The sequence below is a fragment of the Sphingobacterium sp. DR205 genome (assembly GCF_011064245.1).
Classification (GTDB): domain Bacteria; phylum Bacteroidota; class Bacteroidia; order Sphingobacteriales; family Sphingobacteriaceae; genus Sphingobacterium; species Sphingobacterium athyrii.
The window spans coordinates 729,541-753,005 of sequence record NZ_CP049333.1 but is presented as its reverse complement, the minus strand read 5'-3'; the positions used below and the strand labels follow the sequence as shown (position 1 = coordinate 753,005).

Genomic DNA, 23,465 nt, shown 5'->3' with positions numbered 1-23,465 from the left:
TGGAAAGGTTGGCAAACAGATTTATCGCTGTTGCAATTGAACGACACAAAATCACTGGATCATAATAAATAAATAAATAATAATGTTACAACGTCCGAGAAGAAATCGTAAATCTGCCGTGATTCGCGACATGATTCAAGAGACACGTTTAGACGCGTCAAATTTGATTTTTCCACTTTTTATCGTAGATGGCCAAAATCAAAAAACCGAGGTTAAATCAATGCCGGGTATCTACCGCTATTCAATAGATAATTTATTGAAAGAAGTGGAGAGCTGCCTCAAATTAGGCTTACGTTCATTTGACTTATTTCCCAATATCGAAGAGTCATTGAAGGACAAATATGCGACGGAGAGTTACCGTGACGGAAGTTTGTATTTACGGGCTATTGAGGCCGTAAAGAAAAATTTTCCCGAAGCTTGTATCGTTACGGATGTAGCGATGGATCCTTACAGCAGCGATGGTCATGATGGAATTGTCGAAAATGGCGAAATCCTAAACGACGAAACATTGGAAGTATTGGGCAAGATGGCACTCGCACATGCGCAGTCCGGTGCAGATATTATCGCACCTTCCGATATGATGGACGGACGTATCGGGTATATTCGTGAGCTATTAGACCATAATGGTTTCATCAACGTGTCTTTAATGTCGTATACAGCGAAGTATGCATCAGCCTATTACGGTCCATTCAGAGACGCTTTAGGTTCGGCTCCAAAACATGGTGACAAGAAAACCTATCAAATGAATCCTGCAAATGCGAAGGAAGCGCTTATTGAGGCTCAACTCGATGCACAAGAAGGTGCAGATTTCCTAATGGTCAAACCAGGGCTTCCCTATTTAGATATTGTTAAACTCCTCGCTGATAATTTTGATCTTCCGATCGCGGTGTATAACGTCAGTGGTGAATATGCGATGTTAAAAGCTGCTATTCAAAATGGATGGTTAGATGAACGCGTCATCTTGGAAACTTTATTAAGTTTCAGACGTGCAGGCGCAACAGCAATTTTGTCCTACCATTCCAAAGAAGTTTTGGAAAAAGGTTTTATTTAGTATTTAGTATTGAGATAAGAGTATTTAGATTATGGTCGTGGAAGCCTGCGGCTCACAAGTGTCTCTTTTTTCTACTTTTTAACGAGCGATAGCGAGCTCATCATTAGATAATTTTTACTTTTCAATTTGACAATGCAAACACCTGATATTTCAAGAGCAAAATCTGCTGAATTATTCGAAAAGGCAAAACAATATTTCCCGGGCGGTGTAAACTCGCCAGTTCGGGCTTTTAAATCCGTATTTGGCACCCCTTTATTTATTGAACGTGGCGATAAAGCGCATCTTTGGGATGCTGATGGCAATGAGTTCATCGATTTCTGCTGTTCATGGGGTCCCCTGATTCTGGGGCATAATAACGACCAGGTTCGCCAGGCCGTTTCCGCACAGCTCGGTAAAGGATTGAGTTTTGGAGCGCCTACTGCTCTAGAAAACCAACTGGCTGAATTGATTATTGAAAACAATAAATATATCGAGAAAATCCGCTTTGTCAGTTCGGGAACAGAGGCCGTGATGTCCGCAATCCGTTTGGCAAGAGGATATACCAAACGCGATAAGATTATCAAATTTGATGGTTGCTATCATGGGCATTCGGATTCTCTTTTGGTAAAAGCTGGATCTGGCTTGGTGACATTTGGAGAAACATCTTCTGCCGGTGTACCTAAAGCTTTTGCGGATGAAACAATTGTCATTGAATTAAATGACAAAGAGGCGCTACGAGCTGCTTTTGCTGAATTTAAGGATCAGATTGCCGCAGTAATCATTGAGGGCATACCGGCCAACAATGGGCTATTAATGCAATCAAAAGAATATATGCATTTCTTGCGTGCTATCACCAAAGAGCATGGCAGCATGCTAATCATGGATGAGGTCATCACCGGATTCCGAATCGGTTTTGAAGGAGCCTCTGCTTACTACGAAATACAGCCTGATATTATCACCTATGGTAAGATCATAGGCGGCGGAATGCCAGTGGGAGCCTATGGAGCATCCAAAGAGCTTATGGCTTGTATATCACCTGACGGTGCCGTTTATCAAGCCGGGACATTATCAGGAAATCCTGTAGCCATGGCAGCAGGTATAGCAGCCTTGACTGTATTGGCACAAAAGGATTTTTATACAAATTTAAATGCCAAAACTGCAGCATTTGTTCAGGATCTTCGTCAATATATCGCTGAAAAAGGTTATCAAGTACAGTTATTCCATGTTGCATCTATCTTTTGGTTTGCATTTACCGAGCAAGAAGATATCAAGAAAGCAAGTGAAATTGACCCCGCGTCAATGGAATTATACAAAATTATGCACCGCGAACTCTTGAATAGAGGTGTATATTTCGGCCCTTCGGGCTATGAAGTTGGTTTTGTTTCCGCTGCGCATACCGACGCGGATTTAAATACTGCCAAGAAGCATATTTTCGACGCCTTGGACATCGTATTTCAGTCATAAAAGGAAAGTATAATACAACAATGCCCCAAAAACTATTTTAGTTCTTGGGGCATTTATATGCTGTTTAATAAAGAATCGCTGTCTCAGCTAAAGTTCCTGTTGAACTACAGTATGGGTATCAGCCAATTTGGTGGACAGCTTTTTATCCTTCGATTTTATCTTATTCAATCCCTGGATAAGTTCATCCAATGAAAATTTGCCTTTAATATCCATAAATACGCTTTCATCGCCTTCGTCGTGTACCAAAAGTGAAACCCTACTGATCACATTATCTTTGTCAATACGTGCATTAATTGATATCTCTTCCCCCTCGCTGTTGATCACCAGCAGTTCCTCAAATTTGTTCTTTTTTAGATATTTGTGGTAATCCTCCAAAATCAGCGCATTTTTTTCCTGGTCATTGTTTGATAATGTCATCATCCTGAATTTTTTCAGTTTTTTGACGATTGCAGTCATCGCTCGTGATTCCTCGTCGTTATCATCCTTTAACGCTTTTTTGATAAACGGTTTCGTTAACCACATCGGCAAATTTATGGCAACAATCTCCGCGTTATTTGAAATATTGGATCCTCTCACGTAATCCATATTGGATCCTTTTCTAATCATACAGGACTGCAATGAAGAAAGCACTCCAATTAGGCATAACAATGTTAGTAATCTTTTCATAATATCTACTTTTTATTGTTATTTTCGTTCACCAAACCAGTCACTTCCTTCAACGGTATAGCTCCATCCAAAATCATAAACAAGTTTTGGCCATCACCATTGATTGTCAAAAGCAAATTATTGAGAATATCAGAATTTGCGGATATATTTTCAACCAGAAAACGGATATCCTCACCATCACTATTAAGGGTCATCAATTCCTCATACTTGAGATTGGAGACTGCGCTCCGAATGACTGAAGTCAAATTTTTGTCCTCGCCATCCTCGACGATCAGCATCCGCAAGGATTTTACGTTTTTGAGTAAAGGCGTAATTTTCTGCATATCCTCGTCATCAATTTTTAAATTCCCTAACAACTTGAACATAGGGGCTCCAATTTTAAGTGTGGTCACTCCCTTTTTCCCCTGATATTGCTCGAAGAGTTTATCCAACTTGGAAATTTGTGCGTTTGCCATACTTGCTACAAGTAATAGGCAAGCTATTAATAATCCTTTCATATTATTTTAGTTAATCGATATTGACATTTGTTTTATATTCATTGCTTTATCTACTCCATTTTCCAGGTTATTCGCCAGCAATCCCAATGACCTCAGGGTCAATTCCACAGCTTCCTCTTCGTTGGCAACGGGTTTACCATTTAATACAACATAATCTGCTTGATAAGTCTGTCCTGTGGTTGATTCCAAATTTTCAGTCACGACTTCCTTCTTCGCTGTCCTATCTTTGGCTTGTTTTTTAATTTTTGGACGTTTGAAAGTTTCTGCTGTTTGCATTGCCGTCCGACTTCCATCTGACAATATCCTATCATTAGGATTGGGATTCGCTGCTTCCGTATTTTGATGTTCGATAGGCTTATTTTTCGCAGGTTTTAAATCTTTCATGTTCTTTTCTACGAGCACCGGCTCCTCGATCGTGGGCTTCTGATTCAGGAATAGTGCGATTCCAATGGTCATTAAAAGAACCGCTGCTGCCGCATATTTCACCCAGCTATATTTCCACCGTACAATAAGCTTTTTATCCGCATTGATCTGACTTTCGAAGTCATCAAAGGACCAGTCCATTTTAACATTCTTTTCTTGATTCAAAGTTTGAAAAAAAACATGATCCGAGTTTTTCAACTCGCCTTCTTCCTCTAACGACGACTGGCCATTAAAGTACTTGTCTTCTAATTCCTTTAATTTTTTATCTTTCATCACCACCTATCTTATTTTGTATAATCATGAAACTACAGGATCTATTTTTTATCTGAATAAACTCGCGTTCTTTCATAATCGAATAACTTTGTCAACTGCTCTTTTACCTTCTGTCTTGCACGCATTAAATTGACTCTAACTGCCGACTCACCCATATCCAATACTTCAACGATTTCATCAATATCATAATCTTCCACATCGCGCAAATGCATAACCAGACGTTGTTTTTCGGGAAGGGAATTGATCATCTCCAGAATAATTTCTTTGGTATTTCCAACCGTATTCTCCGTCATCGAAACTACTTGATATTGATCAACGTAGTCTGCTCTCACTTTATCTCTTTTAATCCGGTTCAACGCTTCATTTTTAACACTTTGCATACAGAAAGCTTCGACATTTTTATACTGATGTAGCTGATCTTTCAATTTCCACAACCGCATCATGACATTCTGCACAGCATCGAAGGCCTCATCGTCATCAACCAAGATCCGTTTCGCAAAGCGAAATAGCTTATCCTTATGGACGAAAACGGTATTTTTAAATTGTTCTTGGTTCATTTTTAGTATTTAGTAATAACTAGCCCCCATCCCTTCCATACCTTCGTCACATAATCAAGACATTTCAACTTGATGATTCATTACATCTAATATGAATATTTTTTTAAAATATTCATTTATTCAAATAACAGGTCATTAAACACGTTACTCTTTCGTGTTGAGAAAGCAAATAAACAGGGATTATTCTTGTTTATATACCGCTTGCTCACAAACTGGTTAGTTGTTTTAGCATTATTACAAACAAAATACGCTTAGCTATTGTTATTTAAGATGCTGAACAATAAAATTTAAATAAAAAAATTATGAAGTACTACAGAATTACAGCCATTGCCGCTGCATTAGTATTGTTAATGGGAGCCGTCGGATGTAATAATTCATCCAATAAAGGTGCTGACCATACTGATTCCATGGGTGACACCGATACGACTACTGCACAGAAAATGGATTCCATTTCAGTTAATCCAATTGCAGATTCAAAACAATTTCCCGGAGCAAATCTCGAAATCGCTTCTATAACTGCAGAAAAAGTAGGTGCAGACTCTGCAAAAGTCACCGTGAAATACACGGTTAAAAACTTCAAGCTGACAGAAATGACAGAAGATGCGCATGCTGCTCACATGGCCAACTCGCATGATGGACAACATATTCACTTTATTCTGGATAATAAGCCCTATACAGCATTATATAAACCTGAACACTCCGTTACTTTGGCTTTAAATTCGGAGCACTATTTACTTTCATTTTTGTCACGGTCTTACCACGAATCCATTAAAACAAGTGAAGCTTCAAAATTGATTAAATTCAAGATAGATGCCACAGGAAAATTGACACAGGAGCCAACCCCCAAAGAACCATCTCTATTTTACTCCCGTCCAAAAGGGGAATACAAAGGCGATGAAACAAAAAATTTACTCCTGGATTTCTATTTAGTCAACACCAGTATTGCTCCAGACGGAAATAAGATTACCGCAGATATCAATGGACAGACATTTACTTTGGATAAATGGGGCCCTTACGAAATCAAAGGTTTGCCAATGGGAAATAATAAGATAAAATTAACGTTGGTCGATAAAGAAGGCAATGCGATTACGGGAGATAATATATCTATAGAACGAGATATTAAACTCTCTGCGCAATAAATAGGTCATAACATACCGAAAAGAGTCGCATTTCAATGCGACTCTTTCGTTTTTTATGCTACATCTCCGGCTTTCAGGGACAGATTTAGCCATTAAGGCAGTTTATCAAAATCAATTTTTGGGGCTGTGTTTTTATTGACAACCTCAAACTTACTTCCAGGTTTGACAATTTCATTAAAGAAACCGCCATTTCTAAGAAAATAGCCATGTTTAGTTGTACCGCTGATGGCATCAATACGCTGATTGGCGCGATAGGTATTATCAACACTGAATGAAGCAGATTGGACAGGGCGCCATTGGCCGTCATAAACCCATTGGTTTTTAAATTCTACCTGTCTTTCTAAATATCCCTGATTCGGGCTAAAATTCTCCAGAAAACTATGAAATCTCTTTAAATAAGTATTTGTTTGCGGACGTTTGAAACTGGCGATCACATTCCATGCGTTTTCCTCAGGTACAAAAAACCAGGCGGTATAGTCTGTATTCCCTTTTCCATCCGGGGTACCTTTCAACAAGAATTTATAGGTTTCACCCGCTTTCCAGAAATATTTCCGGTAACTCTGTCCACCAGACCCTTCATTGCCAAATTCGCCCGTTTGGACGTCTTTTCCTTTCTTCAACAAATGGATTTTTTGCTCCTCCGGAATACTTTTCGGATCATCTGTATGAAAGGGGCTCCAAACTGAAAAAAGAATACGGCGTTCCGTCTCCGAATTCACCTGTATACCAAAATAGCCTTCGCCAAAACCGTTCGCCATAAAATATGAACCGATTTTATCTTCTCCTTTGGGGACGGTTACCTCATTATAATAATAGCTGACATTTCCTTCACTAGGTACCGTATAATTTAAATGACAGGAAGGACCACGACGCGACCAATAGTAATAATCAGGATCATTTGAATAGATAAGGCCTTCAGATGCTGCTTCTCCACTGACAATTAATTCCGTTACGTCGGCAAAGTTACTCCCCGACTTACTTAATCCTTTTAAATTCACCTGTATATAGCCCGGGGCTTTGACATCAATTGACAAGGCTGCTGTTTCGGATAACTCAGTTTCTTTTATATCTAAGGAGCTCCTTTTTCCCAAGGCAGAAATCTCTATTTTGGAGGTATTTCCAGCATCAACTTTTGCTTTGAGCTTTAATTCAAGATTTCCGGTTTTCTCAGTTCTGAAATACACCGATGTGATGCTCTGATCGCTTGACCATTTCACCAGTCCATTGCGTCCTGAAATTTCTGCACCGCCATTTTGTCCGGTAGTAATGAAAGCATTGCCCGCAAGTGGAACAGAATAGGATTTTATAGAAGTCTGCGCATTACCACCTAATGAAAGGCAAGATAAGGCACCAACGAAGAGGAGCCTGATAAAGAGTTTTCTTTTCATTTTTTATTTTTATTATATCTTTTGTCTGTTACCTTAGCCATTTATGTCGCCTCAGCTGAGGTTTTATAGGCGCCAAGTTAGCTCATATCTATTACGCTGATATGAACGCTCGTTTAAATCGGTCTTTGGAAATAGTATTACTTTAATGAAGATAAGGGTTAGATTGACAGAAAAAGAAAGGAAATGTATATCAATCGATTGTGTAAAAAAGCAGCGATAATCAACCCGCTATTAAAAAGATTTATGAAAGATATTAGCGTAGCTCCGTTTGAATCTCAAATAAAATAAAAAACCATTCGCCCAGCTCATCTGAAGTTCCGGCTGCATTTCGAATGGTCTTGAAGCTGATTACACCCAAAATAACAACACTAATAAATTTCAGATACCGCATCATACGACTTGCATTGGCATATTGCCGAAACGCATTTTCTTTCGTTATCTTAACCGGATAGTTGAAAAGATGTGGAAATCTATTCACGATGGTCATGCCTATTACGCCCGCATTAGCTTTATACAAATCGGCGTCGGGCATAAAAAAAGTGAAGCGGTTGCCCGCTTCACTTTTCCACACAGCGTTAATAACTATGTTGATAACTGTATTTTATCAGGATTTTACTATTTCGATTATTCACAGCCTGTTAATACTGCTGTTGAATAAGCTCTAAACAATTAAAAACCAACACTTTTCAAATTTAATCCCATACGCTCATTCAATCCGAACATGAGGTTCATATTTTGTACGGCTTGACCAGATGCTCCTTTCAACAAATTATCGGTAGCATTTAAGATCAGCAACTTATTCCCATGTTTCTCCAAGTGGATAATACTTTTATTGGTATTTACCACTTGTTTGAGGTCAATATTGCTACGGCTAACGTGCGTAAATGGATGTGTGGCATAATAGCCTTCGTACAATTCGTAAGCTTGCTCCTCCGTCAAATCAGTATCAACATAAATCGCTGAGAAAATTCCCCGAGTAAAGTCACCACGCTGTGGTACGAAATTTATTCTTTCTGCCGCACGTGCTAATAATGAATCATCAGACGCTGGCAAAAATCCACTTTGCAATTGATCCAATGACTCCGAAATTTCCTGTAGGTGTTGATGCTCGAAAGACTTGTATGCAGAAAGATTGTTGTTACGCCAAGAGAAATGTGTGGTCGCCCCGGGCTTCTGTCCGGCACCGGTAGATCCCGTTGTCGCATTAACGTGAATCTGATCTGGCAACAAGCCCTTACTTGCCAACGGCAATAATGCCAATTGAATGTTTGTTGCAAAGCAACCCGGATTAGCAATATACTGCGCAGATTTGATCGCTTCCTTGTTTAGCTCCGGAAGTCCATAAACAAATTGCTGTCCTTGATAAGCGGTATTTGCGCGAAGGCGATAATCTTGCGAAAGATCAATAATCTTTACAGATGCCGCAACTGGATTCGTATCCAAAAATTTGCGTGCATCGCCATGCCCGACACATAAGAACAATACATCAATATCGGAATGAAAATCAGAAGAGAAGGTCAGCTCAGTATCTCCGAATAAATCATTGTGTACTTCATATAATTTGTTTCCAGCGTTGGAAGCACTATTGGCGAATATAATCTCCACCTCAGGATGGTAGATCAAAACGCGCAATAATTCGCCACCTGTATACCCTGCCGAACCAACGATTCCTACTTTTATCATTTTTTAGTATTTAGATGTGAGATATGAGCCTTTGGCGGTTCAGGTCAAAGACTTACCAACTATCTCCCTTTTTTAATTTTGACTTTTTACTTATTGTTTACTTTATGCCAGATTATAGTTTGATTTCCAAAAATTTTGGAGAAGCCTTTCACATCATCACCAGTATAACCTTTATTCATCTCCCCGTAACTACCGAATTTATTGGACATTAAATCATGCTCCGACTCAATACCAATCACAACAAAACGATAAGGGTGCAATTCAACGATCACACGGCCCGTTACAGTGTCCTGTGAAGACTGTAAGAATGCTTCAATATCGCGCATGACAGGATCGTGCATTTGTCCTTCGTGCATATAATTTCCGTAGAAAGCAGCGATTTGATCTTTCCAGGATAATTGCCATTTGGTCAAAGTATGTTTTTCCAGGGTGTGGTGTGCCTTAATCAAAATGACTGAAGCGGCCGCTTCAAAGCCTACACGACCTTTGATACCGATAATTGTATCACCTACGTGAATATCGCGACCGATGCCATAAGGTTGTGCAATCGCCTGCAATTCCTGAATGACTTTAACAGATGACATGTTCTCGCCGTTTAAAGCAACTGGCTCGCCCTTTTCAAAATCTATTGTGATTTGTTGGGGTTCTGAAGAAGTCACTGGCGTAGGCCAAGCTGATTCGGGTAGATATTGGTTGGATGTCAATGTTTCCGCCCCACCTACAGACGTACCCCAAAGGCCTTTATTGATCGAATATTTAGCTTTTTCGGCAGAATATTCAACACCATGTTTATTCAGGTATTCTATTTCCGCTTCGCGGGATAACTGCAGATCACGGATAGGTGTGATAATTTCAACCCCTGGGATCAAGGTCTGGAAAATCATGTCAAAACGTACCTGATCATTTCCGGCCCCTGTAGAACCATGCGCAACACATTCAGCACCGATTTTCTTTGCATAGTTTGCAATGGCAGTGGCCTGACATACGCGTTCAGCGGACACTGACAGCGGGTAAGTCGCATTTTTCAGCACATTACCAAAGATCAAGTATTTAATAGTTTCGCGGTAATAGTCTGCTGTTTCGTCAATCGCCGTATGTGATTTTACGCCTAATGCATATGCACGTGCTTCAATCGTCTTCAATTCTTCATCCGAAAAACCACCTGTATTTACGACTACGGAATGAACCTCCAAACCTAAATCTTGCGTAAGATAAATACAACAAAACGAAGTATCTAATCCTCCGCTAAATGCTAAAACTACTTTTTTCATTGAGATAAATTGTTTTTTATTGCAGTGAAACTATTATCAACCAATCCGGTTCTATTTGAGCCTTAGGCTGAGCGTTTCATCGCTGTTCATTATTTATTTTCAATGGCTGCTACGCCAGTTGACATGCTATGTATGATTTTTGCGGAGAAAGATGGGTGACACCCGGTTTCTCCTGTTAAAGTTATTAAAATCCTTTTGCAACTTTATTATGCTTTGGAAAATTGACCGCAATGAATTTATTGGCCGATTTCCAGAACTTTGCCTGAATACGTTTTAACAAGGATTGTTTTTGTGTGATTCGCTCCAAACGCTCCTTTGCTTCATGTTTACGCTGGATCTTTTCTTTCAGCTCACGTTCTTTTTCCTCCGGATCCCAGAGCATGGCCGTACACATACAATTCTTACGGTCTTTGCTCATTAAAATTTCATAATTCACACAACTCTGACAGCCTTTCCAAAATTCATCATCGTTCGTCAATTCTGAATAAGGTACGGGTTCGTATCCAAGTTCTGAATTAATTTTCATGACGGCAAAACCTGTGGTCAAACCAAATATCTTTGCTTTGGGATATTTTTCACGAGACAGATCAAATACCCTTTTCTTAATGGCTTTTGCCAAACCTACCTTTCGAAATTCGGGATTGACTATAAGTCCAGAATTTGCAACGTAATCGCCATGGCCCCAAGTTTCAATATAACAGAAGCCTGCCCATCGACCGTCCCTATGTAAAGCAATCACTGCTTTACCTTCATTCATTTTGTTGGCAACATACTCTGGTTTACGACGTGCAATACCAGTACCACGAGCCTTTGCAGACTCGAACATTTCGTTGCAAATAACCTCTGCATAATGTGCATGCTCAGGTTTAGCCGGAATAATTAAAAAATCTGATATAGTCATTGACTTACGACCCTAATAATAAAACAACAACTACTGTCGTGTTTTGTTACTGAATAAATTAAAATAATGGATTCAAAACCATCGGACAATCATGGCCTTGTTTGGAAGATTCACTACCTCAAATCAAGCCCGAGGTAGTATGGGTCGTCGGAAGCGTAAAACAGGTATTTCTACGAAAATGAAAGCACAAAACACCTTCCTCATAAACTTCTCAAAAGTTTGAGTATAAGAATAGTCGTTCTTTTTGCTCTGTTTCATTTTATTTCTCTGTCAATTTGTTTCTGACGTTGCAAATGTATAAAAATATTTTTTTCTTTTCCACAATATTATCATGGATTTTTTGCAAAAATCAAAAAATTACAATCAGGCATCAAAACAGCCCTGTACCCTTCATTTTCAAGCAATTAATTATTGACAACCCCAGTCTACCCCTTAGCTTCAGACGATATTAATTTGACAATAAAATCGATAAAGGTTTAAGGCTTTATCAATTGATAAGGGGAGTTTTTTCCACGGGTTCGTTATTTTTGGACAAAAACGATACTTTTGTATACATCATTTAGAGGAAAATAGCATGTCACCGAGTTTAATTTTCTATATTATTTTTGCTGTACCTTATATCGTCTTTATGTATTGGCTTGTCAAACAGGACAAACGTAAATATGCCTGGGGACTCGCAATCATTACTGTGGTTGCTATACTTGCCATCTATGTGTCGCAAAAAGCGAGCAAAGTTGCGATGGACAACTATCAACAACATCAGATCGATTCCAGAGAAATCGAACGTGAAGAACGTTTACAAAAACAGCAGGACAGCATCAATCATGCTCAACAATAAAAAAGCGGCAATGCCGCTTTTTTATTGTTGTCGTACTCTATCAGTTTAGTGGTCGATCCCTTCCAGCTTAAACAAAAAAGCATATTCTAGCGCGATCTCCTTCAAATAGTCAAATCTTCCCGAAGCGCCGCCATGTCCATAATCCATATCTGTCTTCAAGAACAGAACAGACTTACCCGTTTTGACTGTCCGTAATTTTGCCACCCATTTGGCGGGCTCAAAATATTGAACTTGGCTATCATGTAGTCCAGTGGTAACCAACATATTTGGATATTCTTTCGGTTCAATATTCTCATAGGGCGAATAACTTTTCATATAAAAATAAGCATCCGACTCATTGGGATTGCCCCATTCATCATACTCATTCGTCGTTAATGGTATTGTCTCATCCAACATGGTATTCACAACATCCACAAAAGGGACTTGAGCTATGATACCATGATATTGCGCTGCAGCAATATTCGCAACAACACCCATCAATAATCCACCTGCGCTTCCTCCTTGTGCATAAAGGTGGTTTGGAGAAGTGTAGCCCTGTTCAATAAGATGCCTTCCACAATCCACAAAATCATTAAAAGTATTCATTTTACGCATCATTTTCCCATCCTCATACCACTGACGTCCCATTTCTTCACCACCACGGATATGTGCCAGTGCATAAATAAATCCACGGTCCAATAAACTCAAGCGATTGCTGGAAAAACTAGGATCCATCGATGCACCATAGGAACCATAAGCATACTGTAATAACGGCGCTGTGCCATCTAATTTGGTCCCTTCCTTATAAACGAGAGAAATAGGCACTTTTACACCATCCCTCGCGGGGGCATAGATACGCTCAGTCTTATAAGCTGCCCGGTCATAGCCGCCCAGAACTTCCTGCTGCTTTAGCAATACTTTGCTCCGATCCCGCATGTTATATTCGTAGACGGAACTTGGCGTCACCAAAGAGGTATATCCATAACGCAGACTTTCCGTATTGTATTCGACATTTATCCCCGGATATACCGTATAGGCTACCTCTCCAAAATCCAAATAATGCTGTTCCAGACTGCTCAAATTATAGATCGCCAACTGGGTCAATCCATCTTTTCGTTCGGCTATTGCCAAAAAAGACTTAAACTCTTCAATGTCACTCACCAGCACATCTGGACGATGTGCCAAGAAAGTAGTCCAATGTTCGCGCCCCGTTTTGTTTAACGGACATTGCATCACCCGGAAGTTAATAGCGTCATCATTGGTCAGTATCAAAAAACGATCTTCCAAAGGGACTATGGTATAAAGCACATCCTTCCGGCGTGGTTGAAAGACCTTAAAATCATTATTGGGAAGATCGGCATCCAACAACCATATCTCGGAGGATAGGGTACTTTCGGAACTGATGATAATGTATTTACCATTTTTTGATTTACCGACCGCGATGTAATTTGTATTATCTCTTTCTTCATAAACACATACATCTGCTGAAACGTCCGTGCCCAGTGAATGCCGCATAATTTTTTCACTCAGTAGTGTTACTGGATTCTTCGCTGTATAAAACAGTGTCTGGTTATCATTCCCCCAGATTGCAGTACCTTCCGTATTAACAATCCGATCAGGGTAAATCTCACCTGTCTCCAGATTCTTAATGTATATGGTATATTCCCTTCTGGAAACTGTATCCACACTAAAAGCCAGCAAACGATTGTCCGGACTAATTGAAAACCCCTTTGCAGTGTAATAAGCATATCCTTCCGCTAGGTTGTCAATATCCAATAATAATTCTTCGTCGGCATCCAAACACCCCTTCTTGCGGCAAAATTTAAAATATTGATATCCCTCCTCAGTTCTACTGTAATAATAATAACCGTTCTTAAAGTAAGGTACGGACTCGTCTTTTTCCTTGATCCGGGATTTCATTTCCAGAAATAAGTCTTCCTGAAAAGATTCCGTATCTTTTAGCATTGCAGTGGTATAGGCGTTTTCTTCGTTCAGATAATTGATCACTGCCTCCGATCTGGGCCCCTTTTTAAAATAGTCAATCATCCAGTAATAGTTATCCACGACGGTATCACCATGAATCTGTCTTTTATATGGATGTGTTGCAGCTATCGGCGCTGAAACTTCCGGCCATTGTACATTATTGTTATGTTGCATATACGCTATAAATTCGCTAAATATCGTCTTTCTAATTAAAGAAACCGCTTATTATATTTTCGTTCCTCATAATCGCACGATCTCCCAAAGGGACTCAATTTAACGCATTTATTTAAACATATCAAAACGATATTTTAAATACGTCCGACTGGTTTTAGGCCGTCCTATAATTTTTCAGATTTCGCAATACACATCTTTGCGGTCTATCCCGTTAAGGGCACGAAAAGTCACTTTTAATAAAAATTAACAATTCATCAGAGGCATTAATACTATCTTTGCTACAATGCTAGGAGAAAATTGCATGAATTTAAAGAAATCATTATATCTGATTGCCTTGGGCGTGTTGCCGGTAATCTCGTTTGCTCAAAGTGAATCTGTACCTCCAAATTGGTACAACCTGGATTACCAAACGGATGGTGTCATGGGAATCAGTACGGAGAAAGCCTATAAAACTTTATTAAAGGGAAAAAAATCAACTCCTGTCATTGTTGGGGTTTTGGACGGTGGCGTGGATGTCTTTCACGAGGATCTGAAGGATGTCGTTTGGATCAACCCAAAGGACAGTCTTACCAATGGGAAAGATAATGATGGTAATGGCTATATCAATGACAAGTACGGCTGGAACTTTATTGGCAATGCCGATGGGAAGGATGTTCAATTTGACAACCTGGAACTTACGAGGCAATTAAGGATTTTAGATAAAAAATTTGCGGGTGTCACCCCTACGACAGAACTGAATGAAGCCGACAGGAAAGCTTTTTTGGTCTATCAAAAGATGGTCGTTAAGTACAAGAACAAGCTAGAAGAAGCCAAAATGGGGCAGTTTTCCTATGATGCCCTTAAACGCAACCTAGACGCCGTGGTCCGTGAAATAGGTAAAAAACCAGCAGAAATCACCTTGACCGATCTAGAGAATTTCAACCCAAAATCGAATAATCAACGTATCGCACTTAGTTATGCGAAAGATGAGATTCAAACCAACGGTTTTGTCAAGTTTTTTGATGATATCACGGAGGGTGCAAAATATTTCAACAATCAGGTGGAATACCATTTGAACAAGGAATACGATTCCCGTCCCATTGTTGGCGACAATTACGAGGATGCCTCCGAACGTTATTACGGAAATGCCGATGTGAAGGGGCCTGATGCACTTCATGGCAGCCATGTGGCCGGTATTATTGGCGCCAGTCGCAACAACAACATTGGCATCAATGGCGTTGCAGACAATGTCAAAATTTTAGCTGTACGTTTGGTTCCGGACGGTGATGAACGCGATAAAGATGTCGCAAATGCAATCCGTTATGCAGTAGACAATGGCGCAAAAGTGCTCAATATGAGTTTCGGAAAAAGCTATGCACACAACAAGCAGACCGTGGATGAGGCCGTTAAATATGCCGAGTCCAAGGATGTCTTATTGGTACATGCAGCGGGGAATGACAGTGAGGATAATGACGTGGAACCAAATTTTCCGATGAAATACTACACCGATGCAAAGGGGGATACTACCGGTATCGCAAACAACTGGATCACCGTGGGCGCAACGGGCTTATATCCGGACAACGCGCTTTTAGCCGATTTTTCCAATTATGGTAAAAATTCAGTTGATGTATTTGCTCCCGGTGTGCAGATCAATTCCACTATTCCAGATTCGCAGTATAAAGAAGAACAAGGAACAAGTATGGCTGCTCCTGTAGTTGCCGGACTGGCAGCTATGATACGCTCCTACTATCCGAATCTCTCAGCTGTGGAAACCAAACAGGTCATTTTGGAATCTGTGGAAAAACCGGTGGGAATGGTTCAGGTCAAGGTAGGTGAAGATGCAACAAGAATGGTCAAATTAGCAGATATCTCTGTCACTGGAGGAATCGTTAATGCATATAATGCGATTCTTAAGGCTGAAGAATTTAGTAGTAAAAAGAAAAAATAAATATTATTCTCGTTTTTTGTATACCAAAACCATCTTTTGTCCGTTTAATTAATTAACTTACAGGGACAAAACTCAAGATGCTTATGGTAGAAAACTTTACCCAATCAGAAAACGAAGTTCAAAATTTGCTAACCCAAAACGAGAAGGTAATGACTGACGAGGATATAGAAAATGAATTGAAACTTCAATTACCCAAAATGTTGCTTAATCCAAGCAAAAAATGTATTGCGAATATCATGGAATATTCCAAACAAATGGAAAAAAGAAAGGCCTAATCCAGAGATTAGGCCTTATTTATTGAAATAATACCAGTTTATCTCCCTCCTATTATCTAAGCAGATAAGTACCACTACCGTATTTCTAAAATACCCGATAGACTTCAGCCCACACGCCTATTATCGCAATCCATTTGTATTCCAAATTAATCCGCTCGATGAGCCGTGTGTAAGCGTTAAGTTTTCTTTTTTGATAGAAATTTTGGCTAGTTTTGGAGTGATGTTAAAACAAGAACGATACAAAGCTTTTGTGGAATATTTTTCCAAAAATAATCCGGATGCGCAGACAGAACTCAACTATAGTAATCCGTATGAATTGCTTGTCGCTGTTATTCTATCGGCCCAATGTACCGACAAGAGAATTAATCAGATCACGCCAAAGCTATTCGAACGTTACCCCGATGCACATACTTTAGCCGCTTCAAGCGTCGATGAAGTATTTACTTATATCCGCTCGGTAAGCTATCCAAATAACAAAGCCAAGCATCTTGTCGGAATGGCACAAATGCTTATTGAAAAATTTAACAATATCGTGCCTGAGCAGATTGAGGATTTGGTCAAGCTGCCCGGGGTAGGTAGAAAAACCGCTAATGTCATTTCGTCTGTTGTCTATCATAATCCTGCAATGGCAGTCGATACGCATGTATTCCGTGTGGCTAACCGGCTTGGCTTAACCTACCGTGCAACAACTCCATTGGCGGTAGAGAAACAATTAGTCAAAAATCTCCCGAAAGAGACCATTGCTGTTGCGCACCATTGGTTGATCTTGCATGGACGATATATTTGTCTGGCCCGAAAACCACTTTGCGAAAAATGCCCGATTACTTATATGTGTAAATACTTTGAGAAAACCCATCACATAAAAAGTGCTCCAAGCGTGATAGAAACAAAAAACTAATTTTTTTAGTGGAAATATTTGGTTTATTCTTTTTTATTTTTAATTTTGATAAATATATACTAAAAATATGAGCAACACAGATAAATTAAAGGCGTTACAGCTGACGTTAGATAAATTGGAAAAGAGCTTTGGAAAAGGTTCGATTATGAAATTAGGAGATACAGCTGTTGAGCCTATCGAGGCGATTTCTACAGGGTCCTTAGGATTGGATATCGCTTTGGGAATTGGCGGTGTTCCAAAAGGACGTATCATTGAAATATATGGACCCGAATCTTCGGGTAAAACGACATTAGCAACGCACATTGTTGCTGAAGCACAGAAAAAAGGCGGTATTGCAGCAATTATTGACGCTGAACACGCTTTTGACAAATATTACGCGCAAAAGCTTGGTGTTGATGTTGAGAACTTATTAATTTCTCAACCTGATAATGGTGAGCAGGGGTTAGAAATTGCAGACAATTTAATCCGTTCAGGTGCCATCGACGTCATTGTTATTGACTCTGTAGCCGCATTAGTACCTAAAGGTGAGATTGAAGGTGAAATGGGTGATTCAAAAATGGGTCTTCAAGCCCGTTTAATGTCTCAAGCTTTACGTAAGTTGACGGGAACAATTTCCAAAACCAACTGTTGCTGTATTTTCATCAACCAATTGCGTGAAAAAATTGGAGTGATGTTCGGTAACCCTGAAACAACAACAGGTGGTAACGCATTGAAGTTCTATGCTTCTGTACGTTTGGATATCCGTCGTACGTCGCAGATTAAAGATTCTGACGAGGTATCCGGTAACCGTGTTAAAGTTAAAATTGTAAAAAATAAAGTCGCACCTCCTTTCCGTATTGCGGAGTTTGATATCATCTTTGGGGAGGGTATCTCCAAAGTCGGTGAAATCATTGACTTAGGTGTTGAATATGGTATCATCAAAAAAGCGGGTTCTTGGTTTAGCTACGGTGAAACCAAATTAGGACAAGGTAGAGATGCCGTAAAAGCCCTATTGTTTGACAATCCAGATCTAATGGACGAACTTGAGGCAAAAATCCGTACGGAAGTAACAGGAGAAGATCCTATGCTTCATGTAGAGGAAAATGAAGACTAGTTCCTGTAAAAATTAGTATAATGTAGGTGGCCATCCTTTAGGGATGGCTATTTTTTTCCGCTCCCCTCACATAATCACGATTAAGTTTAAATGATTATTTTGTTACATGTCCAAACTTTTGAGTTTGTCCTGTAAGATTTTATTATTTTTAGCACAGCGAACATAAATCGCTGACTTCATTCTAAACTTAATTTTGAAAAATGAATCATAAGCTCATTGTATTTATATTGGTCCTTTTCGGATCAATATTTCATCTCAGTGCACAAAAAATCCGTGTGCTTTCCTTTAATATTCATCATGGAAATCCCCCCTCAGAAAAGGAATCTGTTGTCAATCTCGATACCATCGCTCAAATTATTAAAAACAGTAATGCGGACCTAGTCGGTTTGCAAGAAATTGATGTCAACCTGGCGCGATCCTACAATGAGGATCAAGCGAAAAAATTGGCTGAACTAACGGGAATGCACTACATTTTCTCAAAAGGAATAGATCTCGAGAAAGGTGAATATGGTACTGCGATATTGTCAAAACATCGGATAGAACATGTAGAAAAGCATTTTCTTCCTTCTCCGGTCGAAAGTGAACAACGAAGCTTATCCATTGTTGAAGTGCGTATCAACAAAAAGAAAATCCTATTTGCAAACACGCACCTGGATCTAAAAGACAAGAACAAGATCGCACAGGCAAAGTTCATTACATCACGTTTTAAAAATGAAAAACGACCTATTATCCTGGTCGGCGATTTAAACTCCGAACCCACTGATCCTGCAATTAAAGAGCTCGGCACCTTATTCACAAAAACAACGAGCCAAAATGGTTTTACTTTTCCGCAAGATAAGCCAAGTACCGAAATAGACTATATTATGGTCAACAGCGCCTCACATCCCAAGTTCGCCAACCACCACGTTCTAGAAGAAAAATATGCGAGTGACCATCGACCATTATATGTTGAAATCGACATTAAATAACCCCTATGAATTTTAATAGAAGAAGATTTTTAGAAGCGCTAGCACTCGTGGGAATTACACTACCCAACATTAGCGTCGCTAAAGAAAAAGCAACAGAAAATCCGGAAGGAGATTTTAATTTTATAGTGCCTGCTTATTTACAGAATCAGACGGCAACCGGCATCAGCATTTTTACGATTCTGAGTAAACCCGCCTTGGCCTGGCTGGAAATCCTTGACAGTGCCGGTAATGTACAGCAAACGATCCACCAATCCGAAGATGGTATGATCAATGCAAATACAGATTTCTTTCACTTCACTATCGATGAAGCTCCCCGATCTTTCCGCTATCGTATCCGGGCAAAGGAAATCCAAAAATTTGATCCGTATAAGATTGTCTATGCGCAAGAAATCCAAACACCAATCTTTGAGGCTAAACTAGCAAAAAACGATCAAGAGCAAATCCGTTGCCTGGTCTACAACGATGTTCATGAAGAAAAAAGTAGCTATCGTGATCTTGTACCAAATCAAGATAGCTCAATCTATGATTTCTTTGTCCTGAATGGAGACTCCTTTCACTATGTGAGCAATCAGGAAGATATTACGGAAAAATTATTGAAACCCATCGAATTCTTCGCCATGGAGAAACCTTTTATTATGAACCGTGGCAACCATGAAACGAGGGGTTCTTTCGCCCGTCATTTCAAACGGTACTTTGGTTATCCCAATAATAAATACTATCAAGCTTTTAAAAGAGGTCCTATTTTCTGGATCATGCTGGACAGTGGTGAAGATAAACCTGATAACCATGAAGTATATGCCGGTACCGTAGATTACGACAATTACAGGAAAGAGCAGGCAAAGTGGCTCGAAACTGTCTTACAGTCCAAGGAAAGAAAATCCGCACAACATACCGTGGTTATCAGCCATATTCCGATATTCCATTCAGACGACTGGCATGGCACATTACATAATCGGGAATGCTTCCATCCTTTATTTCAGAAATACAAAATAGATGCGATGGTCTCAGGGCATACACATCAATACGGATACTACCCCGCAGATAAAGATCATAATTATCCAGTATTTATCGGTGGTGGACCGAAAGCCGGCAAAAGAACAATTATTGATATTTCGGCATCTGCGAAATCATTAGCCATCCGGATGACGCGTGACGATGGAACCGAACTGGGGCAGTTTAAAAAATAAAAAGGCAGTCCAGTAATGGACTGCCTTCTTTGGATATACCCGTTCTGATTGGCATCAGCTTTATACAAAACCTTACCCATTCGTAGCGGATAATCTTTTAGGTATTTTTATTCGCCTTTTTCTAAGAAAGGATATCTATAATCCGTATCCGGATTGAATGTTTCTTTGATTGTACGCGGAGATACCCAACGCAACAGGTTGATCATAGATCCAGCTTTGTCGTTTGTACCTGAACCTCTCGCACCGCCAAATGGCTGTTGCCCTACCACAGCACCGGTACACTTATCATTCACATAGAAGTTACCGGCAGCATGTCTTAATTTATCCGTAGCTAAATTAATGGCATAGCGGTCTTGTGCGATAATAGAACCGGTCAATGCATAGATCGAGGTTTTATCAACGATATCTAATGTTTCCTCGAACTTAGCATCCTCATAAACGTATACCGTCAATACCGGCCCAAACAATTCTTCAACCATTGTTTCATAATCTGGCTTTGAAGCTTCAATGATCGTTGGATGAATGAAGTAGCCTTTAGACTTATCATAAGTACCACCAACGACGATCTCTGCTTCATTGGACTCTTTCGCACGATCGATGTATTTTGCTAATTTATCAAATGACTTCTCATCGATAACGGCATTGATGAAATTTGTAAAATCTTCTGTTCCACCAATTGTAAATGACTTCACGTCGTTAGCCATTGACTCTTTTAATGCTGGCCACAATGATTTAGGAATATATGCACGTGACGCTGCTGAACATTTCTGACCTTGATATTCAAATGCGCCACGAACCAAAGCTGTATTTGCTGCTTTTAGATCTGCTGAAGGGTGCACAACGATAAAGTCTTTACCACCTGTCTCACCGACAATACGTGGATAAGTTTTGTAACGGTGAATATTGTCACCGATTGTTTTCCAGATATCCTGGAATACACCTGTTGAACCAGTAAAGTGGATACCGGCGAAATCAGGATGTTGGAAAATCACATCACCGGCATCTGGTCCTGATACGTATACTAAATTGATGACACCATCAGGAAGCCCCGCTTCACGGAAGATTTTCATCAACACGTTTGCTGAGTAGATCTGCGTATTGGATGGCTTCCATACAACAACATTTCCCATCATGGCAACACATGATGGCAAGTTACCGGCGATAGCTGTAAAATTGAATGGAGTCAATGCAAACACGAAGCCTTCAAGCGGACGTTGTTCCACACGGTTCCATACACCTTTGCCAGATACAGGAGGCTGTTGCTTATAGATTTCACTCATGTATTGCACATTGAAACGCAAGAAATCTATGATCTCACAGGCAGAGTCAATTTCTGCTTGATATGGGTTTTTCGATTGCCCCAACATTGTTGCCGCATTTAACTCATAACGGTATTTCCCTGAAATCAATTCAGCTGCTTTCAAGAATACTGCCGCACGGTCTTCCCATGCTAGATTTTCCCAATCCTTTTTAGCCGCCAAAGCAGCATTGATTGCATCTGTTACATGAGATTTCTCACCTTGATTGTATTGACCTAAGATATGTTGGTGGTCATGTGGAGGAGCTATTGTTACTTTTTTAGAAGTAGTCACTTCTTTACCGCCAATATACATTGGGATATCAATTTGTTTCGAACGTGCCTCATCAATTGCTGCTTTCAACAACTTACGTTCTTTCGTTCCAACAGCGTAAGTATACACCGGTTCATTTGCAGGAACAGGAACTGTAAAAAATCCTTTAGACATATTACAATTATTTATTATTCAACTTTTTAGCACCATACTAAATGGTGCCAACAGAAGTAAAATTACCTTAAATTTTATGAATACCCAAAGTTACTCCCCTCCTTTGAGCACCTTGGAAAAGATACGTTTAAATTTTTCCAATTTCGGTTTAATGACTAATTGCAATAAGGTTCCTTCCCATTTAACCTATAATAATCTTGATGATAGTCTTCTGCGGGGTAAAATATACTTGCGGGAACAACTTCCATTACAATGGGTTCTTGGTAAACTTGCTCCTTAGTCAGCGTCCCAATATAAAACTGTACTTTATGCAGTTGCTTCTTACAATGGACAAATATAGCCGAACGATATTGTGTCCGGCAACAAATCACAAAAACTCATGCCGTCTTAACCTTGCATCCCCTAAAGTAAAGAAGCGACAATAATAATCTTATTGTCGCTTCTTCTTGTACCTATTTAAATGATCAATTATTTTGCTGCAGCATAATTCTGTGCTACGGCATCCCAATTGATAACATTAAAAATTTCTTCCAAATAAGCCGGACGTTTATTTTGGAATTTCAAGTAATACGCGTGTTCCCAAACGTCGATACCTAAAACTGGTGTTCCTTTTACCTCTGCGACATCCATCAATGGATTGTCTTGATTCGGAGTCGAAGTCACCGCCAATTTGCCATCAGCACCAACGATCAACCATGCCCAACCTGATCCAAAACGTGTAGCACCAGCAGCCTGAAGTTGTTTTTTCAATTCGTCAAATGAACCGAAAGTAGCATTGATCGCTTCTGCCAATTCACCTGTAGGAGCTCCGCCAGCATTTGGACCTAAAACTTTCCAAAACAAAGAGTGGTTGTAGTGACCACCACCGTTATTGCGTACTGCTGCTGAATATTTGCTCACATTCTTTATAATATCTAATAAAGATAGGTTTTCTGCATCTGTTCCTGCGATAGCCTTATTTAAGTTGTCCACGTATGCCTGATGATGTCTGTCATGGTGGATTTCCATTGTAGTCTTGTCAATATGCGGTTCTAATGCGTCGGCTGCGTATGGTAACGCTTCTAATTCAAATGCCATATCTATTTTAATTTAAATGTTTATTACTT

Annotated in this window: 23 protein-coding genes; 10 read left to right on the top strand and 13 right to left on the bottom strand. The window is 39.7% G+C overall.

Going from position 1 to position 23,465, the window contains the following annotated elements:
• Window positions 1-82 precede the first annotated feature (82 nt).
• Complete coding sequence (gene hemB / locus G6053_RS03185; RefSeq protein ID WP_165305524.1) at window positions 83-1,051, top strand: porphobilinogen synthase; 969 nt, start codon at window positions 83-85, stop codon at window positions 1,049-1,051.
• A gap of 132 nt (window positions 1,052-1,183) precedes the next feature.
• A complete protein-coding gene (gene hemL / locus G6053_RS03180) occupies window positions 1,184-2,494 on the top strand; it encodes a glutamate-1-semialdehyde 2,1-aminomutase (protein WP_165305523.1) in 1,311 nt (436 codons plus the stop codon).
• A gap of 87 nt (window positions 2,495-2,581) precedes the next feature.
• On the opposite strand, the gene G6053_RS03175 is transcribed toward hemL, so the two are convergent.
• From G6053_RS03175 to G6053_RS03160, 4 genes are read right to left on the bottom strand one after another with little or no spacing between them, the layout of a single operon-like run.
• Complete coding sequence (locus G6053_RS03175; RefSeq protein ID WP_165305522.1) at window positions 2,582-3,160, bottom strand: DUF4252 domain-containing protein; 579 nt, start codon at window positions 3,158-3,160, stop codon at window positions 2,582-2,584.
• A 5-nt stretch (window positions 3,161-3,165) separates the two neighbouring features.
• The gene (locus G6053_RS03170; RefSeq protein ID WP_108636142.1) at window positions 3,166-3,657 is read right to left on the bottom strand and encodes a DUF4252 domain-containing protein; all 492 of its coding nucleotides are present in this window, start codon (window positions 3,655-3,657) and stop codon (window positions 3,166-3,168) included.
• A 6-nt stretch (window positions 3,658-3,663) separates the two neighbouring features.
• Window positions 3,664-4,353: a hypothetical protein gene (locus tag G6053_RS03165; RefSeq protein WP_165305521.1), complete on the bottom strand. Its 690-nt coding sequence runs from the start codon at window positions 4,351-4,353 to the stop codon at window positions 3,664-3,666.
• Between the two features lie 41 nt (window positions 4,354-4,394).
• A complete protein-coding gene (locus G6053_RS03160) occupies window positions 4,395-4,910 on the bottom strand; it encodes a sigma-70 family RNA polymerase sigma factor (RefSeq protein WP_165305520.1) in 516 nt (171 codons plus the stop codon).
• 302 nt (window positions 4,911-5,212) lie between these two features.
• Between G6053_RS03160 and G6053_RS03155 the strand changes: the two genes are divergently transcribed.
• Complete coding sequence (locus G6053_RS03155; RefSeq protein WP_241254907.1) at window positions 5,213-6,049, top strand: hypothetical protein; 837 nt, start codon at window positions 5,213-5,215, stop codon at window positions 6,047-6,049.
• Window positions 6,050-6,141: 92 nt separating this feature from the next.
• Here G6053_RS03155 and G6053_RS03150 read toward each other — a convergent pair whose 3' ends face one another.
• The 5 genes from G6053_RS03150 to G6053_RS03130 all read right to left on the bottom strand — a co-directional run bounded on the left by G6053_RS03150 (window position 6,142) and on the right by G6053_RS03130 (window position 11,292).
• Window positions 6,142-7,437, bottom strand: a complete 1,296-nt coding sequence (locus G6053_RS03150) for a DUF3472 domain-containing protein (RefSeq protein WP_165305519.1) — start codon at window positions 7,435-7,437, stop codon at window positions 6,142-6,144.
• A 253-nt stretch (window positions 7,438-7,690) separates the two neighbouring features.
• Entirely contained in the window at window positions 7,691-8,008 is a 318-nt protein-coding gene (locus G6053_RS03145) for a hypothetical protein (protein WP_165305518.1), read from the bottom strand.
• Window positions 8,009-8,106: 98 nt separating this feature from the next.
• Window positions 8,107-9,120 carry an N-acetyl-gamma-glutamyl-phosphate reductase gene (gene argC / locus G6053_RS03140; protein ID WP_165305517.1) on the bottom strand — a complete coding sequence of 338 codons (1,014 nt, stop codon included), beginning with the start codon at window positions 9,118-9,120 and terminating at the stop codon, window positions 8,107-8,109.
• An 86-nt stretch (window positions 9,121-9,206) separates the two neighbouring features.
• The gene (argG, locus tag G6053_RS03135; protein WP_108636159.1) at window positions 9,207-10,391 is read right to left on the bottom strand and encodes an argininosuccinate synthase; all 1,185 of its coding nucleotides are present in this window, start codon (window positions 10,389-10,391) and stop codon (window positions 9,207-9,209) included.
• A gap of 184 nt (window positions 10,392-10,575) precedes the next feature.
• Entirely contained in the window at window positions 10,576-11,292 is a 717-nt protein-coding gene (locus G6053_RS03130) for a GNAT family N-acetyltransferase (RefSeq protein WP_077438076.1), read from the bottom strand.
• 574 nt (window positions 11,293-11,866) lie between these two features.
• Between G6053_RS03130 and G6053_RS03125 the strand changes: the two genes are divergently transcribed.
• Complete coding sequence (locus tag G6053_RS03125; RefSeq protein ID WP_108636160.1) at window positions 11,867-12,130, top strand: hypothetical protein; 264 nt, start codon at window positions 11,867-11,869, stop codon at window positions 12,128-12,130.
• 45 nt (window positions 12,131-12,175) lie between these two features.
• Here the strand turns inward: G6053_RS03125 and G6053_RS03120 are convergent, their stop codons facing one another.
• Window positions 12,176-14,266: a S9 family peptidase gene (locus tag G6053_RS03120; protein ID WP_165305516.1), complete on the bottom strand. Its 2,091-nt coding sequence runs from the start codon at window positions 14,264-14,266 to the stop codon at window positions 12,176-12,178.
• A gap of 301 nt (window positions 14,267-14,567) precedes the next feature.
• Between G6053_RS03120 and G6053_RS03115 the strand changes: the two genes are divergently transcribed.
• The 6 genes from G6053_RS03115 (at window position 14,568) to G6053_RS03090 (ending at window position 20,614) form a co-directional block, all read left to right on the top strand.
• Window positions 14,568-16,193 (top strand): S8 family peptidase, encoded by a 1,626-nt coding sequence (locus tag G6053_RS03115; RefSeq protein WP_108636162.1) that lies wholly within the window; start codon window positions 14,568-14,570, stop codon window positions 16,191-16,193.
• An 83-nt stretch (window positions 16,194-16,276) separates the two neighbouring features.
• A complete protein-coding gene (locus tag G6053_RS03110; protein WP_146191123.1) occupies window positions 16,277-16,468 on the top strand; it encodes a hypothetical protein in 192 nt (63 codons plus the stop codon).
• 220 nt (window positions 16,469-16,688) lie between these two features.
• Entirely contained in the window at window positions 16,689-17,366 is a 678-nt protein-coding gene (nth, locus tag G6053_RS03105; protein WP_165305515.1) for an endonuclease III, read from the top strand.
• Between the two features lie 67 nt (window positions 17,367-17,433).
• Window positions 17,434-18,459, top strand: a complete 1,026-nt coding sequence (gene recA, locus G6053_RS03100) for a recombinase RecA (RefSeq protein ID WP_108636164.1) — start codon at window positions 17,434-17,436, stop codon at window positions 18,457-18,459.
• A gap of 200 nt (window positions 18,460-18,659) precedes the next feature.
• Window positions 18,660-19,427, top strand: a complete 768-nt coding sequence (locus G6053_RS03095) for an endonuclease/exonuclease/phosphatase family protein (RefSeq protein WP_165305514.1) — start codon at window positions 18,660-18,662, stop codon at window positions 19,425-19,427.
• A 5-nt stretch (window positions 19,428-19,432) separates the two neighbouring features.
• On the top strand, window positions 19,433-20,614 hold the full coding sequence (locus G6053_RS03090) for a metallophosphoesterase (RefSeq protein WP_165305513.1): 1,182 nt from the start codon (window positions 19,433-19,435) through the stop codon (window positions 20,612-20,614).
• 107 nt (window positions 20,615-20,721) lie between these two features.
• Here G6053_RS03090 and pruA read toward each other — a convergent pair whose 3' ends face one another.
• From pruA to G6053_RS03075, 3 genes are all read right to left on the bottom strand, one after another.
• Window positions 20,722-22,359 carry an L-glutamate gamma-semialdehyde dehydrogenase gene (gene pruA, locus G6053_RS03085; RefSeq protein ID WP_165305512.1) on the bottom strand — a complete coding sequence of 546 codons (1,638 nt, stop codon included), beginning with the start codon at window positions 22,357-22,359 and terminating at the stop codon, window positions 20,722-20,724.
• A gap of 155 nt (window positions 22,360-22,514) precedes the next feature.
• Window positions 22,515-22,730, bottom strand: coding sequence for a peptide-methionine (S)-S-oxide reductase (locus G6053_RS03080; RefSeq protein WP_241254906.1), 216 nt, complete (start codon window positions 22,728-22,730; stop codon window positions 22,515-22,517).
• 97 nt (window positions 22,731-22,827) lie between these two features.
• Window positions 22,828-23,436 (bottom strand): superoxide dismutase, encoded by a 609-nt coding sequence (locus tag G6053_RS03075; RefSeq protein WP_104385179.1) that lies wholly within the window; start codon window positions 23,434-23,436, stop codon window positions 22,828-22,830.
• Window positions 23,437-23,465: the final 29 nt, after the last annotated feature.